16 protein-coding genes and 5 pseudogenes are annotated in these 16,374 nt (G+C 67.9%); 10 read left to right on the top strand and 11 right to left on the bottom strand.

Annotated elements, in window-relative coordinates:
- Nucleotides 1–15 precede the first annotated feature (15 nt).
- A complete protein-coding gene (locus ACFV2X_RS07140; RefSeq protein WP_385612504.1) occupies nucleotides 16–396 on the bottom strand; it encodes a winged helix-turn-helix transcriptional regulator in 381 nt (126 codons plus the stop codon).
- A gap of 91 nt (nucleotides 397–487) precedes the next feature.
- Here ACFV2X_RS07140 and ACFV2X_RS07135 point away from each other — a divergent pair, with 91 nt between their 5' ends.
- The 3 genes and pseudogenes from ACFV2X_RS07135 to ACFV2X_RS07125 all read left to right on the top strand — a co-directional run.
- Entirely contained in the window at nucleotides 488–1,417 is a 930-nt protein-coding gene (locus ACFV2X_RS07135; protein WP_385612500.1) for an NADP-dependent oxidoreductase, read from the top strand.
- A gap of 7 nt (nucleotides 1,418–1,424) precedes the next feature.
- Nucleotides 1,425–1,634, top strand: a pseudogene (locus tag ACFV2X_RS07130) (helix-turn-helix domain-containing protein); the annotation flags it as partial.
- A 156-nt stretch (nucleotides 1,635–1,790) separates the two neighbouring features.
- Nucleotides 1,791–1,973, top strand: a pseudogene (locus ACFV2X_RS07125) (transposase); the annotation flags it as partial.
- Nucleotides 1,974–2,429: 456 nt separating this feature from the next.
- Here ACFV2X_RS07125 and ACFV2X_RS07120 read toward each other — a convergent pair.
- Nucleotides 2,430–3,092: a response regulator gene (locus ACFV2X_RS07120; protein WP_385612498.1), complete on the bottom strand. Its 663-nt coding sequence runs from the start codon at nucleotides 3,090–3,092 to the stop codon at nucleotides 2,430–2,432.
- Nucleotides 3,089–4,282, bottom strand: coding sequence for a sensor histidine kinase (locus ACFV2X_RS07115; RefSeq protein ID WP_385612496.1), 1,194 nt, complete (start codon nucleotides 4,280–4,282; stop codon nucleotides 3,089–3,091). Before ACFV2X_RS07115 ends, ACFV2X_RS07120 begins: the two co-directional genes overlap by 4 nt.
- 212 nt (nucleotides 4,283–4,494) lie before the next feature.
- Here ACFV2X_RS07115 and ACFV2X_RS07110 point away from each other — a divergent pair, with 212 nt between their 5' ends.
- The 4 genes and pseudogenes from ACFV2X_RS07110 (at nucleotide 4,495) to ACFV2X_RS07095 (ending at nucleotide 6,764) form a co-directional block, all read left to right on the top strand.
- A complete protein-coding gene (locus ACFV2X_RS07110; protein WP_385612493.1) occupies nucleotides 4,495–5,091 on the top strand; it encodes a DUF308 domain-containing protein in 597 nt (198 codons plus the stop codon).
- A gap of 206 nt (nucleotides 5,092–5,297) precedes the next feature.
- Nucleotides 5,298–5,687, top strand: a complete 390-nt coding sequence (locus ACFV2X_RS07105) for a site-specific integrase (protein ID WP_385612491.1) — start codon at nucleotides 5,298–5,300, stop codon at nucleotides 5,685–5,687.
- Nucleotides 5,620–6,174, top strand: a pseudogene (locus ACFV2X_RS07100) (tyrosine-type recombinase/integrase); the annotation flags it as partial. The gene ACFV2X_RS07105 and the pseudogene ACFV2X_RS07100, both read left to right, overlap by 68 nt.
- Before the next feature lie 104 nt (nucleotides 6,175–6,278).
- Nucleotides 6,279–6,764 (top strand): integrase, encoded by a 486-nt coding sequence (locus ACFV2X_RS07095; RefSeq protein WP_385612488.1) that lies wholly within the window; start codon nucleotides 6,279–6,281, stop codon nucleotides 6,762–6,764.
- Nucleotides 6,765–7,159: 395 nt separating this feature from the next.
- On the opposite strand, the gene ACFV2X_RS07090 is transcribed toward ACFV2X_RS07095, so the two are convergent.
- Nucleotides 7,160–8,041 (bottom strand): SDR family oxidoreductase, encoded by an 882-nt coding sequence (locus tag ACFV2X_RS07090; protein WP_385612485.1) that lies wholly within the window; start codon nucleotides 8,039–8,041, stop codon nucleotides 7,160–7,162.
- Between the two features lie 85 nt (nucleotides 8,042–8,126).
- Between ACFV2X_RS07090 and ACFV2X_RS07085 the strand changes: the two genes are divergently transcribed.
- Nucleotides 8,127–8,705 (top strand): TetR/AcrR family transcriptional regulator, encoded by a 579-nt coding sequence (locus ACFV2X_RS07085; protein ID WP_385612482.1) that lies wholly within the window; start codon nucleotides 8,127–8,129, stop codon nucleotides 8,703–8,705.
- On the opposite strand, the gene ACFV2X_RS07080 is transcribed toward ACFV2X_RS07085, so the two are convergent.
- Nucleotides 8,694–9,263 carry a GNAT family N-acetyltransferase gene (locus tag ACFV2X_RS07080; RefSeq protein ID WP_385612480.1) on the bottom strand — a complete coding sequence of 190 codons (570 nt, stop codon included), beginning with the start codon at nucleotides 9,261–9,263 and terminating at the stop codon, nucleotides 8,694–8,696. The two genes, ACFV2X_RS07085 and ACFV2X_RS07080, sit on opposite strands and share 12 nt — an antisense overlap.
- Nucleotides 9,264–9,283: 20 nt before the next feature.
- Nucleotides 9,284–9,783: pseudogene (locus ACFV2X_RS07075) on the bottom strand (class I SAM-dependent methyltransferase).
- Between the two features lie 391 nt (nucleotides 9,784–10,174).
- Between ACFV2X_RS07075 and ACFV2X_RS07070 the strand changes: the two are divergent.
- Entirely contained in the window at nucleotides 10,175–10,555 is a 381-nt protein-coding gene (locus ACFV2X_RS07070; RefSeq protein WP_385612477.1) for a hypothetical protein, read from the top strand.
- Nucleotides 10,556–10,716: 161 nt separating this feature from the next.
- Here the strand turns inward: ACFV2X_RS07070 and ACFV2X_RS07065 are convergent, their stop codons facing one another.
- From ACFV2X_RS07065 to ACFV2X_RS07050, 4 genes and pseudogenes are all read right to left on the bottom strand, one after another.
- On the bottom strand, nucleotides 10,717–11,640 hold the full coding sequence (locus ACFV2X_RS07065) for a GNAT family N-acetyltransferase (RefSeq protein ID WP_385612916.1): 924 nt from the start codon (nucleotides 11,638–11,640) through the stop codon (nucleotides 10,717–10,719).
- 149 nt (nucleotides 11,641–11,789) lie between these two features.
- Nucleotides 11,790–12,656: an oxygenase MpaB family protein gene (locus tag ACFV2X_RS07060; RefSeq protein WP_385612474.1), complete on the bottom strand. Its 867-nt coding sequence runs from the start codon at nucleotides 12,654–12,656 to the stop codon at nucleotides 11,790–11,792.
- Nucleotides 12,574–13,488: pseudogene (locus ACFV2X_RS07055) on the bottom strand (UbiA family prenyltransferase); the annotation flags it as partial. The gene ACFV2X_RS07060 and the pseudogene ACFV2X_RS07055, both read right to left, overlap by 83 nt.
- 165 nt (nucleotides 13,489–13,653) lie before the next feature.
- The gene (locus ACFV2X_RS07050) at nucleotides 13,654–14,475 is read right to left on the bottom strand and encodes a phytanoyl-CoA dioxygenase family protein (RefSeq protein ID WP_385612471.1); all 822 of its coding nucleotides are present in this window, start codon (nucleotides 14,473–14,475) and stop codon (nucleotides 13,654–13,656) included.
- 93 nt (nucleotides 14,476–14,568) lie between these two features.
- Here ACFV2X_RS07050 and ACFV2X_RS07045 point away from each other — a divergent pair, with 93 nt between their 5' ends.
- A complete protein-coding gene (locus ACFV2X_RS07045; protein WP_385612468.1) occupies nucleotides 14,569–15,126 on the top strand; it encodes a hypothetical protein in 558 nt (185 codons plus the stop codon).
- Nucleotides 15,127–15,174: 48 nt separating this feature from the next.
- On the opposite strand, the gene ACFV2X_RS07040 is transcribed toward ACFV2X_RS07045, so the two are convergent.
- Entirely contained in the window at nucleotides 15,175–16,356 is a 1,182-nt protein-coding gene (locus tag ACFV2X_RS07040; protein WP_385612466.1) for an argininosuccinate synthase-related protein, read from the bottom strand.
- Nucleotides 16,357–16,374: the final 18 nt, after the last annotated feature.

Raw genomic sequence — 16,374 nt, 5'->3', positions numbered from 1 at the left:
GCTCTGGCGGGGGCCTCAGTCGCCAGGGGCGACCGGCTCGGGATCGGCGTCGAGCGCATCGAGCACTGCGTCGCCGTTCGCCCTCGCCCACTCGGTCAGCATGTGGATCGGATCGATCAGCGTCGCTCCGAGCGGGGTGAGCTCGTACTCGACGCGGGGCGGCACCTCGGCGTAGGCGTGGCGGCGGATGAGTCCGTGCGCCTCGAGCCGTCGGAGCGTCTGGGTGAGCATCTTGCGGGAGATGCCTCCGATCAGCTCGATCAGCTCGCCATGGCGCACCGGGCCCTCGCTGAGGCCGTAGAGCACGACCACCGTCCACTTGTCGGCGATCAGCTCCACCGCCAGACGCGCCGGACAGTCGGCGAGAAAGGGACCGCCGGGACCGAAACCGCTCATGGTGCCAAAGCTACCTGTGCCAAAGGTACCTGCTGGTTCCTATCGGAAACCTAGCCTGGAATCTCTCCCCCCTCCAAAGCACAGGAGAGTCATGCGAGTCATCACCCAGCAGACGCTCGGCGGTCCCGAGGTGCTCACCATCGTGGACGCGCCCGAGCCCCAGCCCCTCCCGGCCGAGGTTCTCGTCCGCGTCAAGGCGATCGGGCTGAACCCGCTGGAGGCGCGCTTGCGCGCCGGCGAGTTCCCGCTGATCGGCCAGCCGCCGTTCGTCCTCGGCTGGGACATCAGCGGCGTGGTCGAGGAGGCGCCGGGGACGTGGCGGTTCAGGCCCGGCGACGAGGTGTTCGGGATGCCGCTGTTCCCGCGGGCGGCGAGCGCGTACGCCGAGTTCGTGTCGGCGCCGGCGTTGCACCTGGTACGCAAGCCGGCGTCGCTCTCGCACGTCGAGGCGTCGGCGCTGCCGATCGTCGGGCTGACCGCGTGGCAGGGCCTCGTCGACCTCGGCGGCGTGACCGAGGGCGATCGCGTCCTGGTCCACGGCGGTGGTGGCGGGGTCGGTCACATCGCGATCCAGATCGCGAAAGCGCTCGGCGCGCACGTGATCGCGACAGCCGGCGGGAGCAAGCGGAAGTTCGTCGAGGGGTTCGGCGCCGACGAGGTGATCGACTACACCGCGGTCGACTTCACCGAGGCGGTCCGCGACATCGACGTCGTGCTCGACACGATCGGCGGCGACACCGTCGAGCGGTCGCTCGAAGTGCTCCGCCCAGGCGGTCACCTGGTGACGGCGGTCGCCGAGGAGGATTTGCAGCTCGCCGCCAAGTACGAGGCGGCCGGCATGCGCTTCAGCGGCATCGCGGTCGACCCCGATCCGGTCGCCCTGCGAGGTCTCGTCGAACTCGTCGAACAGGGCAGGCTCCGGGTCCACGTGCAGGAGACGTTCCCCTTCGAGCGCGTCGCCGACGCGCACCGGCTGCTCGACGGCGGTCACCTCCGGGGCAAGCTCGTCCTCACTGTCTGATCGCGTCATGGGACCTCGTGTGAGCGAGGCCCGACTGATGAACGGCCGGTCACCTCCCGCCTGTGGCGACCGGCAAGAGTTGATGAGACGAGAGGTCCGCGACGCAGCGGCTCGACTCTTCATGCAACGAGGGATATCCGCGGTCGCCCTCAAGGGCGTGGCAGCAGAGGTCGGCATCTCCAAGGCCGCGATCTACCACTATTTCGACGCCAAGGACGACCTCGTGAGGTTCGTCTTCGGGGACTGGGCCGAGCGGTCCGCCGTCCCTTTCCAGGAGATCGCGGACTCCGGCGACGATCCCGAGACCAGCTTCGAGGACATCTCATTTGGCGTGTTCGGAGTCTGCGGCCGTGGGCCTTGTGGAGCATCTGGTCTGGTGCCGGATGAAGTGTGGGAGCTGTTCGAGCGGGTGGTGCCACCCGCTCCGTCACGGCCGCAAGACGGTGGCCGGAGGCGGCATGGGGACCGGGAGGTCCTGGCGGCGATCATCTTCGTGGCCACCTCGGGTTGTACGTGGAAGCGGTTGCCTCCCTCGTTCGGGTCTCCGGGGCCGACCATTTGATCACCGAGCGTGCCGGTCTGCCACTGTCGGTCGGCATCTCGGGTGCGAACATGATGATGGTCAGCGGCGGGTCGGTCCGGACGTTGCGGAAATACAGCTGGCCGCTGCCAACCCCGTTTACCACGGGGCTTACCCTGGCAAGCTCGGCCACGGACACTCGCCGGCGCAGAGAACGCTGATCGCCTGACGCTCCCTTCGGCCGTGCCTTACTCCGCCCGGTTTCCCCACAGCGGTTCGGCCACCGGGACGGCCGCTCCGCGGCACTGCAGCGACTGTCGCCGCCGTGGCGCAAGCCCTGCTCCGCAGGTACAGGTCCAGGCACGCCGCTCGCACAGCGCGACGACGAGGTCTTCCAGGTACCCGCCCACGCCGTCCCGTCGGCCCGCCATCCCGCCGGACTGCTCGGCATCGCCACGGCGGCCAGGTGTTTCGGGGTTCTGCTCGGCAGGCTCAGGGGTAGAGGCCGGCCCGAAAGGTGAACGAGACGAGTTGCGCTCGATCACGTGCGCCGACCTTCGTCATGGCCCGCACCGCATGCGTCTTCACGGTGAACGGCGACACGGACATCTGGGCCGCGATCTCGTCGTTGCCGAGACCGCTCGCGACGAGAACGACCACGTCCCGCTCCCTGGGTGTCAGAGCGTCGAAGCGTCGCAGCAGTTCCTGGTCGATCACCGGGGGCGGACTGTCGGTCATGTGACCGATGAGCGCTGCCGTCGCGGCGGCCGACAGCGCGCCGCCACCGCCAACGACCTCGGTGATTCCGGCGACGAGTTCAGCGGGGCTCACGGTCTTGCTCAGGAAACCGTTGGCGCCCGCGCGAAGGGCGGCGAGAACGATGTCGTCCTGGTCAAAAGTGGTCAGCACGATCACCCGCATCTTCTCGGGTGGATGCTCTTTGCGGATCCGGCGGGTGGCTTCGACACCGTCGATGCCGGGCATCCGGATGTCCATCAGGACCAGGTCGATGGGGTGGTCCCTGAGAAAGGGGACGACCTGGAGTCCATCGGAGAGATCACCCGCAACAACGAGACTCGGGTCGAGCCGGAGCATCGCTTTGATGCCGGCCCTTATCTCGTCCTGGTCGTCGACGATCAGAATCCGCGTCGTCATACGGCGGCTCCGAGGGGGCTGAACTCCGCATGGACCCGGAATCGCCCGCCGTCACTGTCGATCGTCAGCCGCCCGCTGGAGGACTCGACGCGTTCGCGCATCCCCACGAGTCCGAGTCCGCTGCCGCTGCCGGAGCCGGAGCCGGAGCCGCGCAGTGAGTGACCGATGCGGTTCTCCACGGTGACGCAGATCCTGCCGTCGCGCTCGCGCACATCCACCGTTGCCGCCCCCTCTCCATGCCGGTAGGCATTCGTGAGTGCTTCCTGAACGACCCGGTAGACCGTCACGCCGACGCTGGGCTCCACGAAACCGGCGGGGATGCCGATGGAGGGCCGGACGTCGAGCCCGATGCTCTCGAAAGAGGCGATAAGGCCTTCCAGGCCGCTGAGCGCCGGGGTCGGCCGGAGCGCCTCGTCGTCGGAGATGTCGTCTCCGAGGCGGAGGAGCGCGAGGATCCGTTGCGTTTCGACGACGACGGTGCGGGCGCTGGACCTGGCCGAGACAAGGGCCTGCCGGGAGGACTCGGCGTCTTCGGGCAGCCCGATCTCCGCGGCACCGAGATGCATACTCAGCATCGCGACCTGGTGGCCGATGACGTCGTGGAGATCCCGGGCGATGCGGAGTCGTTCCTCGGTCACCCGTCGGGTGGCTTCGATCTCGCGGGTGGCGATGGCGCTTTCGGCCCGTTCCTCCAGGGTGCTCCAGTGCTCTCGATGGATGCGCAGCGCGGCCCCTGTCGCACCTCCTGCTATGGCTGAGAAGAGTGCGGCGGCTCCCACGATCGCGCCGCCACGGAATCCTCCCAGCGTCATGAACGCCCCCAGGAAGAACGCCGCCACGATGCCGGTTCCGGCCAGCGGCTGCTTCCCTCTGAGGGTGGCCGAGAACAGCACGAGCACGGCCATCATCCACACCGACAGGGGGTCGCGGCCCACCGCTGTGACGGCGAAGGACGCCGCGCTCGCCATGACCAGTCCTGACCACGGCCTCCACCACGAGAGGGCGACACCGCCACCGGCGAGGAGCACGGAGAGGGCCGTCGGCCAATCCGACCCTCGCAGGATCACTGCCACGATCTGGCCGGTGAACACCAGCGCGGCCACCGAATAGGCGACGAGGTGCAGCGCCTCGGGGCGGCGGACCCACAGGGGTGCCACGGGCCCGTCCTGATTGTTCCGCGCCTTGACCATGACCTAATTCTCGTCCACGTGTGCTGCGGCCGTGTACTTCGAATGATGTAGACGGCGAGCCCGGGGAAGGCGATGGGGACGGCAGAACTCATTCGATTCGAAGCGGATGGCAAAAGTACTTCGTTCGAAGTACACGCCCCGTCCCGAGGCCGCTGAGACTCCTCATCGAGGCGACCGTCTCACACCATCACGATCACAAAACGGGACACCCGATGATTCAGACCACCGTGACTTCGAGCACGACCACGACCACGACGACGTCCTCCGGGCTCCGATCGCTCTACCTGATCCGAGTCGCCTTCTCCCTGATCTGGGTGGCACTCGTCGTCACGACCTCCGCCTCGCTCGTGTCGGCGGACAGGCCCACGGCGATCGCGGCCGTGCTGCTCGTGATCTACCCCCTGTGGGACGTCATCGCCACGCTCCTCGAGCGTCGCATGGCCGGCACCGGTTCCACGGACAGCGTCGGTACCGCCAACGTGGCTCTCGGCCTCGCCACCACCGCCGGAATGATCATCGCCGTCTTCTCCACCATCGGGACGGCCCTGCTCGTGTTCGGCATCTGGGCCCTCCTTGCCGGAGCGATCCAGCTCGCCGTGGCGATCCGGCGCCGACGCACCGTCGGTGCCCAGTGGCCCATGGTCATCAGCGGCGGACTGTCCGTCCTCGCCGGTGCCTCCTTCGCTGTCATGTCCGCCTCGGCGACGAGCAGCCTGTCCACCGTCGCCGGATACTCGGCCTTCGGCGCCTTCTGGTTCCTTGTCTCCGCCATCGCCCTGAGCATCCGCAGCCGACGCGAAAAGCGTTGACCACCGCCGTCGGAGCCACCGCCTCAGACATGGCCATCGCCATTCAGCTGAACAACCGAATCACGATGCCCGCCAGAGCACACCCGCGACGGAGACGAGATGGGTCCCGCAGCGCGGGCAGAAGCCGCGGTGCAGTGTGGGGCTTGTTGACCGAACTAACTCATGAGCCTTCGCAGCTCAGGCGGGGTATCTGCTAGCTTCCCGACGTGCTTGACGAGCAACGTCCCGGAAGGGATCTGAGGGACTTCGTCCTGCTCGAGTTAGGCCGGCTACTGGAGACGGGAGACCCCTGGGAGCCGTTCAGGGTGCTGGATCCGGTTGGGAGACCGGTGGAGCCCACCGTGCTGTATCTCAAGGAGCTGATGGCGAGGGACAGCTCGCCGCTGACGCCGCGCTCGTACGGCATGGATCTGCTGCGCTGGTTCCGGTTCTTGTGGGTGCTCGGGATCGAGTGGGACCGTGCGACCTGGGAGGACGCCCGGGACTTCATGTTGTGGATGAAGGTGGCGGACAAGCCGGTACGCGTCCATTGGCGCCACCGAGGCAAGATCTCGCGAACGCCGCTCGGCTCGGCCCGGGCCGCACAGCGATGGTGACAAGAAGCACCGGAACCGGCGCACGGGTCTCTACCGGCCGACCGTTCCTCAGCAGATCCCGCGACGGATTCCCGACGAGAAGTACACCGAGGTCTTCGCCGGGCTCCGCTCGCACCGCGACCGGGCCCTGCCGGCCTTCTGGGTCGCCACCGGCGCTCGCGCCGAGGAACTGCTCACGGTCAGGCAGGGCGGTGCGGTCGTCGGCGAGCAGACCATCGGCGTGATCCGCAAGGGCAGCCGCGAGTACCAGGACCTGCCCACCACCCCGGATGCGTTCGTCTGGCTGCGGCTTTACCAAGAGGCCGCGTGGAAGAAGGGCGTCCCTCGCGGCCGTCACCATCCACTGTGGTGGACGCTGCGGCGCCCTTGGCGGCCGCTGGAGTACGACGCGGCCCGCATGATGTTCAACCGTGCCAATGAGCTCCTGGGGGCCAACTGGACCCTTCACGACCTGCGGCACACGGCGACGTTCCTGATGCTCGACGACCCGAACATGCCGCCGGTCTACGTGCAGAAGATCCTCGGTCACAAGTACCTGTCGACCCTGGACGCGCCCAGGTCATTGCTGGTCCCGACCACATCGGAACGACGATGGGATACGCCGCCATCTACCCGACGGACGCCATCGAGGCACATCGAGCGTTCATCGCCCGACGCCGGGCCCTGCGGCCGGTCGAGGAATACCGCACCGTCACCCCAGAGGAATGGGACGAGTTCCTCGGACATTTCGAGCGCCGCAAGCTCGCCCTGGGCGGCTGCGGCCGCGCATACGGAACCGACTGTGCTCATGAACACGCCTGTGTCCGTTGTCCCGTCCTCATCGTTCACGCGAAGGAACGTCCGCGGCTCGTCGAGATCCGCGACAACCTCCTCGCGCGCATCCTGGAAGCCGAACGCGAGGGTTGGCTCGGCGAGCTCGAAGGCTTGCAGAGCAGCCTGGCCCACGCCGAGGAGAAGCTCGCCCAACTCGACGCGCAGATCTCCCGGCAGCAGGAGTCCGTCGACCTGGGAATTCCCACTTTCCGGGAGATCGTTGCTCGCACCACTGCGGTGGCCGCACCGCTGGAGCCTTTATGACCTCGACGGTTGTACTCCGGCGCAGGTCAGAGGACGCCAGCACCGATCGAAGCAGCGCCCACTCCGGATCGGCCAGAAGGTGGCGCTCCAGACGAGCTTCATCCACGCGGATGATCTACACCACTCCGTCCCAGGCCACGGGGCAGGCGCTAGAGGTGACGCCCGGCATGCGCGCGGGCAAGTCGCGGTTGCAGGCCGCTCGCGCGGGGTGTTCACGAGCGCCTGTGACCAGCGACCTCGACCGAGATCGAAGAGCTTTCCCCGTCTGGCGAGTGATCGTTCCCCGTGCCGCCGGAAAGACAGGAGGGTGCGGGCGCCGACAGGTCATCGGCCACGTGACGACCGGCGTTACCGCGAGCGCCGAAGACGACTGCCACCCGATCGTCGGACGCCGGTCAGGGCTGGATGTTCTCCAGGTCCTCCAGCAGGCTGGGGTTCTTCGGCTCCCAGCCGAGCACTTGGCGGGTGTGGTTGCTGGAGGCGGGCTGGTCGGTCGCGAAGATCGGGCCGAGGGGGCCGTAGGTCTCCGAGGGCACCGACTCGACCGGCAGGCCCAGCCGTCGGCCGATGACCGCGGCGATGTCCCGCACACGGTCGCCCTCGTCGGCCACGGCGTGCCAGGCGGTGCCGGCCTCCGCCCGCTCCAGAGCGAGCCGGAAGAGGACCGCCGCATCGAGCGCGTGCACGGCCGGCCAGCGCTGGGTGCCGTCGCCCGGGTAGCCGGACACCCCGCTCCGGCGTGCGATCTGAGTCAGCAGGCCGGCGAACCCGCCGTTGCCCTCGTTGTGAACCGTGCGCGGCAGGCGTACGGCCGTGCTCCGGACCCCGCGCGAGGCCAGGCCAAGGACCGCCGTGACCGTGCGACCGCGACCACCGACGGGCCCGTCGGTCGGCACCGGGTCGGCCTCGGTGGAGGCGCGGCCTGGCGCCCAGGGCGTACCCGAGACGGTGACGAAGGGGCGGTCGCTGCCGAGCAGTTCCTCGCCGAGGGTCGCGAGGGCGGCACTTTCCTCGCCGACGTTCTTCGCGAGGGCCTCCGGGCTGCTGAAGTCATTGCCGAACGCCAGGTGGATCACCCCGTCGGCCCGGGCGACGCCGGTGCGAAGGGCGTCCAGATCGGCGAGGGCCCCCCGGAGCGGCTCGGCACCGGCCGCCTCGACGGCCTGCGCGGACGCGTCGGAGCGGGCGAGTGCGAGGACCGTGTGGCCGTTGCCGAGGAGTTCGGCGACGACGACGGACCCGATCAGACCGGTACCGCCGGTGACGAAGACGCGCATGGAAACTTCCTCACAAGTGATGGGACTCTTGTCCCATCACTGTAGCAAGCGATGGGACAAGAGTCCCATCACGTACGATGAACCCATGGGGAGATGGGAACCAGGAGCACGCGAACGCCTCGTCGTGGCCGCAGTCGACCTGTTCGCCGAACAGGGGTACGACGCCACGACGGTCGCGCAGATCGTCGAGCGCGCCGGCGTCACCAAAAGCACCTTCTTCCGGCACTTCCCCGACAAGCGCGAGCTGCTGGCGGCCGGGCAGGAGACGTTGAGCCGACTGCTGACCCAGGGCATCGCCGAGGCACCGGGTGACGCCAGCCCGCTCGAGGCGGTCGCCGCCGGTCTCGAGCGCGCCTCCAGCGCGATGGGCCCCATGAACCGCGAGCTCGCCCCCCGCCTGAAGGCGGCCATCGCCGCCAGCACCGAACTCCAGGAGCGCGACGCCCTCAAGACCGTCAGCCTCGCGGCCGCCATGACAACCGCCCTGACCGCCCGCGGCGTACCCGACCCGACCGCGGCTCTCGCGGGCGAGCTGGCCATCCTCGCCTTCAAACGGGGGTACGCCGAATGGTCCGAGGGCGACCGTGACGCCGAGGACGAGCTCGCCGGATACGTCCTGGCAGCCCTGGACGAGCTGCGTGCGGCGAGCGCATCACTGGGCTGACCGGACCAACCCCGGCCGCTCATGGCGTACTTGGACCGGGGACCACATGCCGAGCCACTGCTCGGCGCCCCAGGCTTCGAACCGCTCTACCTCAGTGAACCCCAGCTTCGCCGCGAGACGCATCGAGCCGACGTTGGCGGTCTGGGTGGTGAGCACCACCGGCTCGCCGGGAAGCGCGTCGGCGAGCCAGCCGAGTGCCGCCGCGCACGCCTCGGCGGCGTACCCGAACCCCCACGCCCGCGGCAGGAACAGGTAGCCGAGATCGGCCTTCCCCGCGGCAGCCGGGCGACGGTGCCCCGTTGCCCTCCTGAGCAGGATCTGGCCGATCATCGACCCGTCGAGCTCAACCACGAAGCTCCCGGGCGACCGCTCGGGCGCTGCGGGCATCTCGCGCTCAAGCTCGTCACGCGGTCGGGGGCCGCCGAGGTAGGTGTGCACCTCTGGCGAGGCGAGCAGCTCGATGAACACCGCACGGTCCCGGGTCTCGGGCTCGCGGAGCACGAGCCTCTCGGTCCTGATCGGCTCAGGCGGCCAAGCCACGGGTCCCAGACCTTCCATCCGCGCACGCTAACAGGTGCCTAGGGACGGCGGGCCGGCAAGTGGGTGTCGAGGAAGCCCCGTTCGGACGCTGGGTCGTGGAGCAACCGAGCCACCGTGACGAGTCCGGCCCCGGCCAGCAGCTCGGCAAACTGCTCCGCCGGCCAGCTATAGGCGGGCGCCACCTTGTGGTCGAAGCGGATCGGCTCCGGCCCTTCGGTCCCGAAGAAGGACACCAGGAGCAGGCCTCCTGGTGCCAGGACACGCACCTGATCAGCGAGCAGCGAAGGCAACTCTCCAGGTGGGGTATGGATCATCGAGTAGTGGGCCAGCACTCCGCCGAGCGCGCCGTCCTCGACCGGCAGGGCCTCCATTCCCGCTTCGTCGAACCGCAGCGCCGGATGGGCCCACCGGGCGTGGGCGACCATAGCCGGGGAGAGGCCGAGCCCGAAGGCGTCCACAACCGATTAGCGAACATCGACGCATGCAGCTCGACGACCCCGTCGTAGGCCGCCCTGGTCTCGTCCTGGTGTTTTGACACGGGAAGGGAACCTAACACCCGCGCCGTTCTCCGGACCCATACCGGCCCTTCCCCTCGGGACTGACCGTCTCGTCACCTGATCACGGGAGGCCCGGTAGTTCGGAGAAGCCAGGTCGAGTGCCAGGTCGGCTCACCTCCGGGGCCGGGTTGTGAACGCCGCTGCTTGCTGACGAGTCGGAGCCGTGCCGCTCCGGCGCCCACAGGCTGACGCTCAAGGAGGCAGTGCAGCCCCGGCCGTGTGGATGGGCGTCAATTGCCGGACAGTCGGCCCGCAGCGCCCGGATTGAGGCGGCTGCTGAAACGGGGGCCTGGGCCGGAAAAGATCCTCCGCAAGCTTCAGGGACAGTGGAGACTGTGGGACAGTCCTCCGCGATGTGATCAGGAGCCCTCAGTGGACGACGTGGAATTCGCCGAAGCTCTGGAGACAGTCCTGCGGGACCTCCAGGCGCAGTGCGCGGTGCAGCCGCATATACGTGCGGACGACGGGTACGGGATCATGCTCATGCTCTTCGCCCCGGACGGTTCGGGCCAGGGTCTGACTTCACCACCTGGTGGCACCGCCGCAGAGCGGCTGGCGAACCTGGCAGATCAGGTCCAGGAATGGGCGGTGGAGGCACTATGGTCCGAAGGCGCATCGGCGGTCTGGCCACAGTGCCCGACACACCCGGACACGCATCCGCTGACGGCGACAGTCCGCGCGGAAACGGCGGTGTGGGTATGCCCGAAGAGGGGAACGACGCTGACGCGGATCGGGGAACTGGAGACCCAATAGAGCGGGCGGGCCAGCGGCCGGCGACACCTGGGGCCAGCGGTGCAGCGGTTGTGGCCCCGTAAGGTTGTAGAGGCGGGCCGCACAAGCTGGTGTGATGCAGTTCACTCTGTTGATGGCGGGTGAGTGGGCGGGACGCCGTTGTGGGAGCTCCGCGCCCTCGGTCAGCTCCAGATCATGCAGATCCGGCGTGCGAAGTTGACGTATCCGATGCGCTGGAAAGCGTTCGCCATGGGGGTGTTGCCGAGATCCGTGGCTGCCCGGATGCGGGGGACGTCCTGCTCGCTGAGGATCCGGGTGCCTTCGGCAAGGATCTCGTCGATGTAGCCGTTGCCCCGATGTTCGGGGAGTACGGCGAGGTAGCCGATGACGGGGTTGTAGTCGTTGCGGGCCGGGGTGACGAACCCCACCGGCTCGCCGTCCGGAAGGGTCGCGATCCGCCACCAGTCCTGCGGGCTCCGGAAGTGCGCGAGTTCCTCCTCATAGTGTCTGGCCGCCGCTTCGCGGGGGGACATCCGGGTCAGGGCGTCCCTACTGTGCGCGTCCAGCGTTCCGTCCAGGACCCGAGTCATCAGGGCGAGGATTTCCTCGGTGTCGTGGACCGGCCGGAACGCCAGGCGCCCCTTCGGTTCGGGGAGTGGTGTCCCGGGACGCCACTCCAGAAGCAGCCGTTCGACGAACTGGCGGGCGCCGGTCCGTTCCAGGGCGAGCATGCGGTCCTCGACGATGCGCCCCATCACTCCGCCCTCGCGCCAATCGGGTGGGACGGTTCGGTTGTACTCGGGTGGACGGGCGTTGGCTGGGGCCACTGCGGCCGTGGCAGCCCGCAGCAGCCGCACGCCGATGTCCACGCGATCGCGATCCGCGCTGCTGTCGTCGATGTCGAAAATGTCCAAGAGGAATGGTGTGTCGTCTCCGGCCCGACCCCACCATGCGGCCCTGGCCAGTAGGCGCTCGCCGCGAAGGGCGACCCACATCCATTCCGGGCGTCGGCGGCCGGCGGCAAGGTCGTCCGCCAGTTCCTCGTTGAGGGTGTAAGGCAGTTGGGAGAAGAGGACGAGTTCTTCGCGTCCGGTGATCGGACGCATGGTCAGGTCGTTCTGTTTCACGGTCAAGGCACGCTCCGGTGAAGGCGCCCGTCCGCTCCGAGGTCAGATGTGGTCCGCACCCCGGGAGGACACAAGCGCGGTGATCATGGCGATCATGGGCTTACCCCTCCTCTCGCTGTCGTGGCCCCTCACTCTTGTGGTGGGGGTTCCGCCGTAACGTCTGGCCAAGCGCCGCCCCGTCCGCAAGCCCTTTTCGATCGCCCCGCGTCCGGCAGTCCATGCGCGTGCCGAGGTCGGTGCCGCGCCCCCGCCAGCCGCCCCCGTGCTGCGGCCTGGATCCGGGAGGGTCCGAGCGCCCACTGGAGGGTGCGTCCGACGGCCGTCGCCAGGGGCCGGTCCCAGCCGGTGCGGATGGGGGTCGGGCGTTGGATGCCGAGTTCGGTGCGGGCCCAGTCGGGGAGGAGGCCGACCGAGGCGTTCGTGAGCAGGCCTACGACCAGCCGCTCCCGTCGTGTGCGTCCGAAGCGGCGGAGGAACAGTACCGAGTCCAACGCGGCCGGAGTGGCGTGGAGTTGGGGGCGGAGGCGGGCCAGGTAGCGCTCGGCTTCGAGGGACGTGCGCGGTACGTTCCGTGCGCCCAACGCCTCGGCCATGGGGGCGGCTTGGCGGTAGTAGGCGTCGCACTCGGCGGGGGTCAGTCGGAGCGGTCGGGGTGCGTAGGTCTGGTGGCCGGCGAGGAAGCTGCGTACCTCGGCGGTGTGCACCCAGGTGAGCAGGTCGGGGTCGTCCGCGCGGTACGGCCGGCCGTCGGGGGCGGTGCCGTGCACCCGGGTGTGGATCCGCCGGACGAGGTCGATCACCTCGCGGGCGGCGGCCGAGGAGCCGGAGCAGTCCGCACAGGGGGTTGGTGCCGAACGCCCGCCCGCAGGCTCTGACGTCCGCAGGGTCGGCCCGCCATACCTGCCATCCCAACTGCCCCGCGACCACGCACAGTCCGGGCCAGTACAGCGGTCCGAGCCCGGCCACGACCCCGAACCAGGCGAGCAGCACCACACACCCCGCGTACACGCCGCCCACCAGCAGCCGGCTACGGCGCCCCAGCAGCACGGCGGCCGACCGCACCCCGGCCCGCACATCGGCTTCCCGGTCCTGGCAGGCGTAGATCACGTCCGTCCCCACGGCCCGGCAGATCAGCGCCCCGTACAGCACCCAGCCCCCGTCCCCGAGCCCTCCGGTGAGCAGGGCGTACACGAGCGGCACCGCCCAGTTCATGGTGATCCCCAGCCACACATGCGGCCAGTGGGTGACCCGTTTCATGTACGGATACACCGCCGCGAGGGGCGCCCCGGCCGCTGCCCACACCACGGCCTCCACACTCCAGAACCCCATCACCAGCGGAGCGGCGGCCCTCACCACGACACACAGCATCAGCGCCCGCCCGGCCGCCAGGCGCCCGGAGGCGACGGGCCGCCCCGCCGTACGCGGCACCCGCGCGTCGAACCGCGCGTCCAGCACATCGTTGAGCCCGCAGGCGGCCCCTCTCGACAGCACCCCGTACACCAGGAGCAACAGCCCGAGCAGGACCCCGTCCCGGGGCCCCGCGATCGCTCCCAGGGTGATCCATCCGGGCACCACCAGCAGCCAGGCCCCCACCGGCCGGTCCAGCCGCAGCAACTCCAGATACGGCCGCACCCCGGCGGGCGCCCGCCCCACCAACCGGGCGGTACGGCCTTGGGCCGGGACTTGAGTAGAGGCTTGGGCCGGGACTTGAGTAGAGGCTTGGGCCGGGACTTGAGTAGAGGCTTGGGCCGGGACTTGAGTAGAGGCTTGGGCCGGGACTTGAGTAGAGGCTTGGGCCGGGGCCGGGGCGTGTGGGGCGACGGTCATACCGATTCATGTCCCTTTCCACGGGGATTGCATGCCGATCGGTCCAACCCAGCTCTGGCCAGGGCGAGTTACCGCGTGCTTCCAGGGAGAAACGACGGTCCTATGGGCAAGGGAAATGGTCTATAAGTGCAGGCCGGGAGGTGGCCGCGATCAGGCCCGCGGTCGTCACGACCCGTGAACGCCCAGCCGGTCATCACAGCGGGGGGTGATCGGGGTGGCCTCCCTGCTGACGAGGAACTCGGGGCGTGTCGGGTTGGCGGGTGCGTTGTCGACCGCGTTGTAGGTGATCAGGAGCAGCGCACGCCGGTCCGCCGAGGAGTTGTTCGACGAGGAATGGACGATGCTCGGGTGGAAGGCATGAACCGACCCAGCCGGACCCACCATGAGTTCGATGCCGTTCCGCTGGGCAAGGTCGGACGCCGTATCGGTGTTGACGGTGTACGCCAGATCGGCGGATACGTGCCGCCGCCAGTCACCCTCCCCTTCCACCGTGTCGGGGAGACCGATGAGGCCGAGGCGATGGGAGCCCGGGATGACGGCCAACGGGCCGTTGTCCTCATGGATGTCGTCCAGTGATACGGCGACGTTGACGGCCTCCGGACGTGGCATGCCGTCCTCCTTGCTCCAGAACGCAAAGTCCTGGTGCCATGGCCAGGCCGCGCCTTCATGGGCCTGCTTGAGGTTGACCTTGAACTGGTAGACGTAGACCGACTTTCCCGTCAGGGCCTCGGCCAGAGCGACGAGTTGCGGGTGTCTCACGAGCGCGGAGCACACGTCGTCGAAGAGATGGCAGCCGTGGATGGCTCGGACGACATCGCTGTCCTTCTCAAGGACGACCTCCGGCCTGCGCTCCCGGCTGATCGACGCCACACGCTCGCGGATCAGCTCAACCGCTTTGTTGCCGAATCGGAAAGGTATCCGGCTCCACCCGGCCTCGGCGTAGGCAGACTTCAGCGCGGTCGAAGAGTCCTTGACCGATGTAGACATGATGCACCCTCTCTACTATGAAAGACCGTTTTGTGAAATATTTATGCAGAGCCTCGTGGGACGCCACATGGCGCCGCTGGCACAATGCTTTCCATGGGGAACTCTCAGGCGCATCCGGTGTTCCGGACGACGGATTTGGTTGCTGCGGTGAAGGCGGCTCGTCGCTTGATGGCGATTGGCGACCCGACTGACGCCGAGGTGAGTCTCGAAGCCACTGTGTCCGAGGCGTCGGAACTGGAGATGCTGAGCGCCGCCATGCCGACGGCCACCGCGTTCGGGTGCGGGCAGAGTCCGGCCATTCAGGCGTCGACCAGTTCAGTTGTCGCGGGCCCGTTTCCGATTTTTCTGGAGTGGACATCCCAGCCTTTCGGCCGGCTTGAGGACCGCTTTGTCGCTGCTGCGGGAAAGTGTCCCGCGACGCTTGTGTGGAGTGGGGTGCGCTGGCCGGAGGTGCCTGCGCTGCGGCTGTCCGCGGAGGAGGAGTATGCGCATGTTTCCATCTCCATCAATTCGCGACAAATTCATTGGGATGAGCCCGCACCCGATCATACGGTGCACATTCACGACCGGAAGGGCACGTATCTGCGGGCTCAATGGCTTGCCGATCAGGTCGGTCTTTATCCTATCGGGCCTCCTTATCTCGCCCTTTGATCTTGCATCGGCTCACCAAGGACGATCGGTTCACCTAGAGCAATCAGTTCACCAAGAACAGGAGGCGTCGGCGACTTTTTCCTTTTCCCAGGATTCCCGGTCGCGCAGGTAAAGGGGGTACTCCGCGAGGATTGCCGTCGTTTGTGCCGATCCGGGAGTCAGCCTCCACTGCACGGATCCGGTGATACGCGCCGAGCAGTTGTCCATGAATGACTGGCAGGCGGCTCGAAGGGGGCCGAACCACCGACCCTCGACGGCCTCGCGCACCCAGAGCTGCTCCATGTGCATCTTTTCCCGGATGGTCTCGGCATCCAGGGTGGCTGTTTCCAGATGCCGGTATGTGCGCAAGAGCAGGCAGGCCGCCGGCATCTCCCGGATCTCCAGCACCTTTTCTCCGTCGGGCAAATGCTCGAGGCCACTGTAACGGCCGATACCGAAGGCACCCACACGCAGGTTCATTTCTTGGATCAGCCCTGTCAGCGGAAGCTGGGTCCCATTGACTGCGATGGGAACTCCCGCGTGGAACCTGATGTCCATGAGGCCCTCGGGTGCGGAATTCTCGGCGATGGACCACCGATACAGATGCTCGGGAGTGGCATGGTCCTCCGGATCTTCCAGGATTCCCGACTCGAATTCGCGACACCATAGATTCGAGTCACCGCTGACGATCCGATCCGCCATCTCGTCCAGGCCGGCCTCCTTGAGTTCCTCGATCTTCTGGGCGCGATCGACCGGATCGAGTTCGTAGGGGCTTCCGTAGCGGCCCGGGAAGCCGAGCAGATTGATTGCCCCGTTCAGTCGCCGCAGCGTGTTCTGGGACTGATTGGCGGTGTGCAGTACTGCCGATGCCCCCATGTTCTGGGCCATCTCGACCGCTATTCGTGCCATAAGGGGACGGCTCAGCGAGGAACTGATCGGATGCGTGTTCAGATAGATGGCCTGTGCGGATATGGCTGGGAGAACAAACTCATGCGCGAAAGTTTCCCGTGCGTCAACGATGTGCAATTCAATGCCGAGCCGGTCGGCTATGCGCTGTTTCTCTTCCAGGGTCTCGTCACCTCCTACGTCCACGCTGATCGCATGGATGTCACGGTGCCCGGACCGGCGCAGCCGGTACAGCAGATAAGTGCTGTCCAGCCCTCCGCTGAACAGCGTGACCACGGGAACGTTCTGGTCGAGGACCCCTGTGGCGAGGTCGCTGAAGGAGCGTACGACTCGAGGTTTCTTCAAGGAACTTCTTCCAGGGTG

Source organism: Streptomyces sp. NPDC059679 (assembly GCF_042734105.1).
Taxonomy (GTDB): domain Bacteria; phylum Actinomycetota; class Actinomycetes; order Streptomycetales; family Streptomycetaceae; genus Streptomyces.
The sequence above is the reverse complement of the archived record's forward strand: the minus strand, read 5'-3'. Positions and strand labels throughout refer to the sequence as shown.

Coding starts and splice junctions, on each gene's coding strand:
- ACFV2X_RS07140 (WP_385612504.1), bottom strand. CDS start 396: ATGAGCGGTTTCGGTCCCGGCGGTCCCTTTCTCGCCGACTGTCCGGCG.
- ACFV2X_RS07135 (WP_385612500.1), top strand. CDS start 488: ATGCGAGTCATCACCCAGCAGACGCTCGGCGGTCCCGAGGTGCTCACC.
- ACFV2X_RS07120 (WP_385612498.1), bottom strand. CDS start 3,092: ATGACGACGCGGATTCTGATCGTCGACGACCAGGACGAGATAAGGGCC.
- ACFV2X_RS07115 (WP_385612496.1), bottom strand. CDS start 4,282: ATGGTCAAGGCGCGGAACAATCAGGACGGGCCCGTGGCACCCCTGTGG.
- ACFV2X_RS07110 (WP_385612493.1), top strand. CDS start 4,495: ATGATTCAGACCACCGTGACTTCGAGCACGACCACGACCACGACGACG.
- ACFV2X_RS07095 (WP_385612488.1), top strand. CDS start 6,279: ATGGGATACGCCGCCATCTACCCGACGGACGCCATCGAGGCACATCGA.
- ACFV2X_RS07090 (WP_385612485.1), bottom strand. CDS start 8,041: ATGCGCGTCTTCGTCACCGGCGGTACCGGTCTGATCGGGTCCGTCGTC.
- ACFV2X_RS07085 (WP_385612482.1), top strand. CDS start 8,127: ATGGGGAGATGGGAACCAGGAGCACGCGAACGCCTCGTCGTGGCCGCA.
- ACFV2X_RS07080 (WP_385612480.1), bottom strand. CDS start 9,263: ATGGAAGGTCTGGGACCCGTGGCTTGGCCGCCTGAGCCGATCAGGACC.
- ACFV2X_RS07065 (WP_385612916.1), bottom strand. CDS start 11,640: ATGCGTCCGATCACCGGACGCGAAGAACTCGTCCTCTTCTCCCAACTG.
- ACFV2X_RS07050 (WP_385612471.1), bottom strand. CDS start 14,475: ATGTCTACATCGGTCAAGGACTCTTCGACCGCGCTGAAGTCTGCCTAC.
- ACFV2X_RS07045 (WP_385612468.1), top strand. CDS start 14,569: ATGGGGAACTCTCAGGCGCATCCGGTGTTCCGGACGACGGATTTGGTT.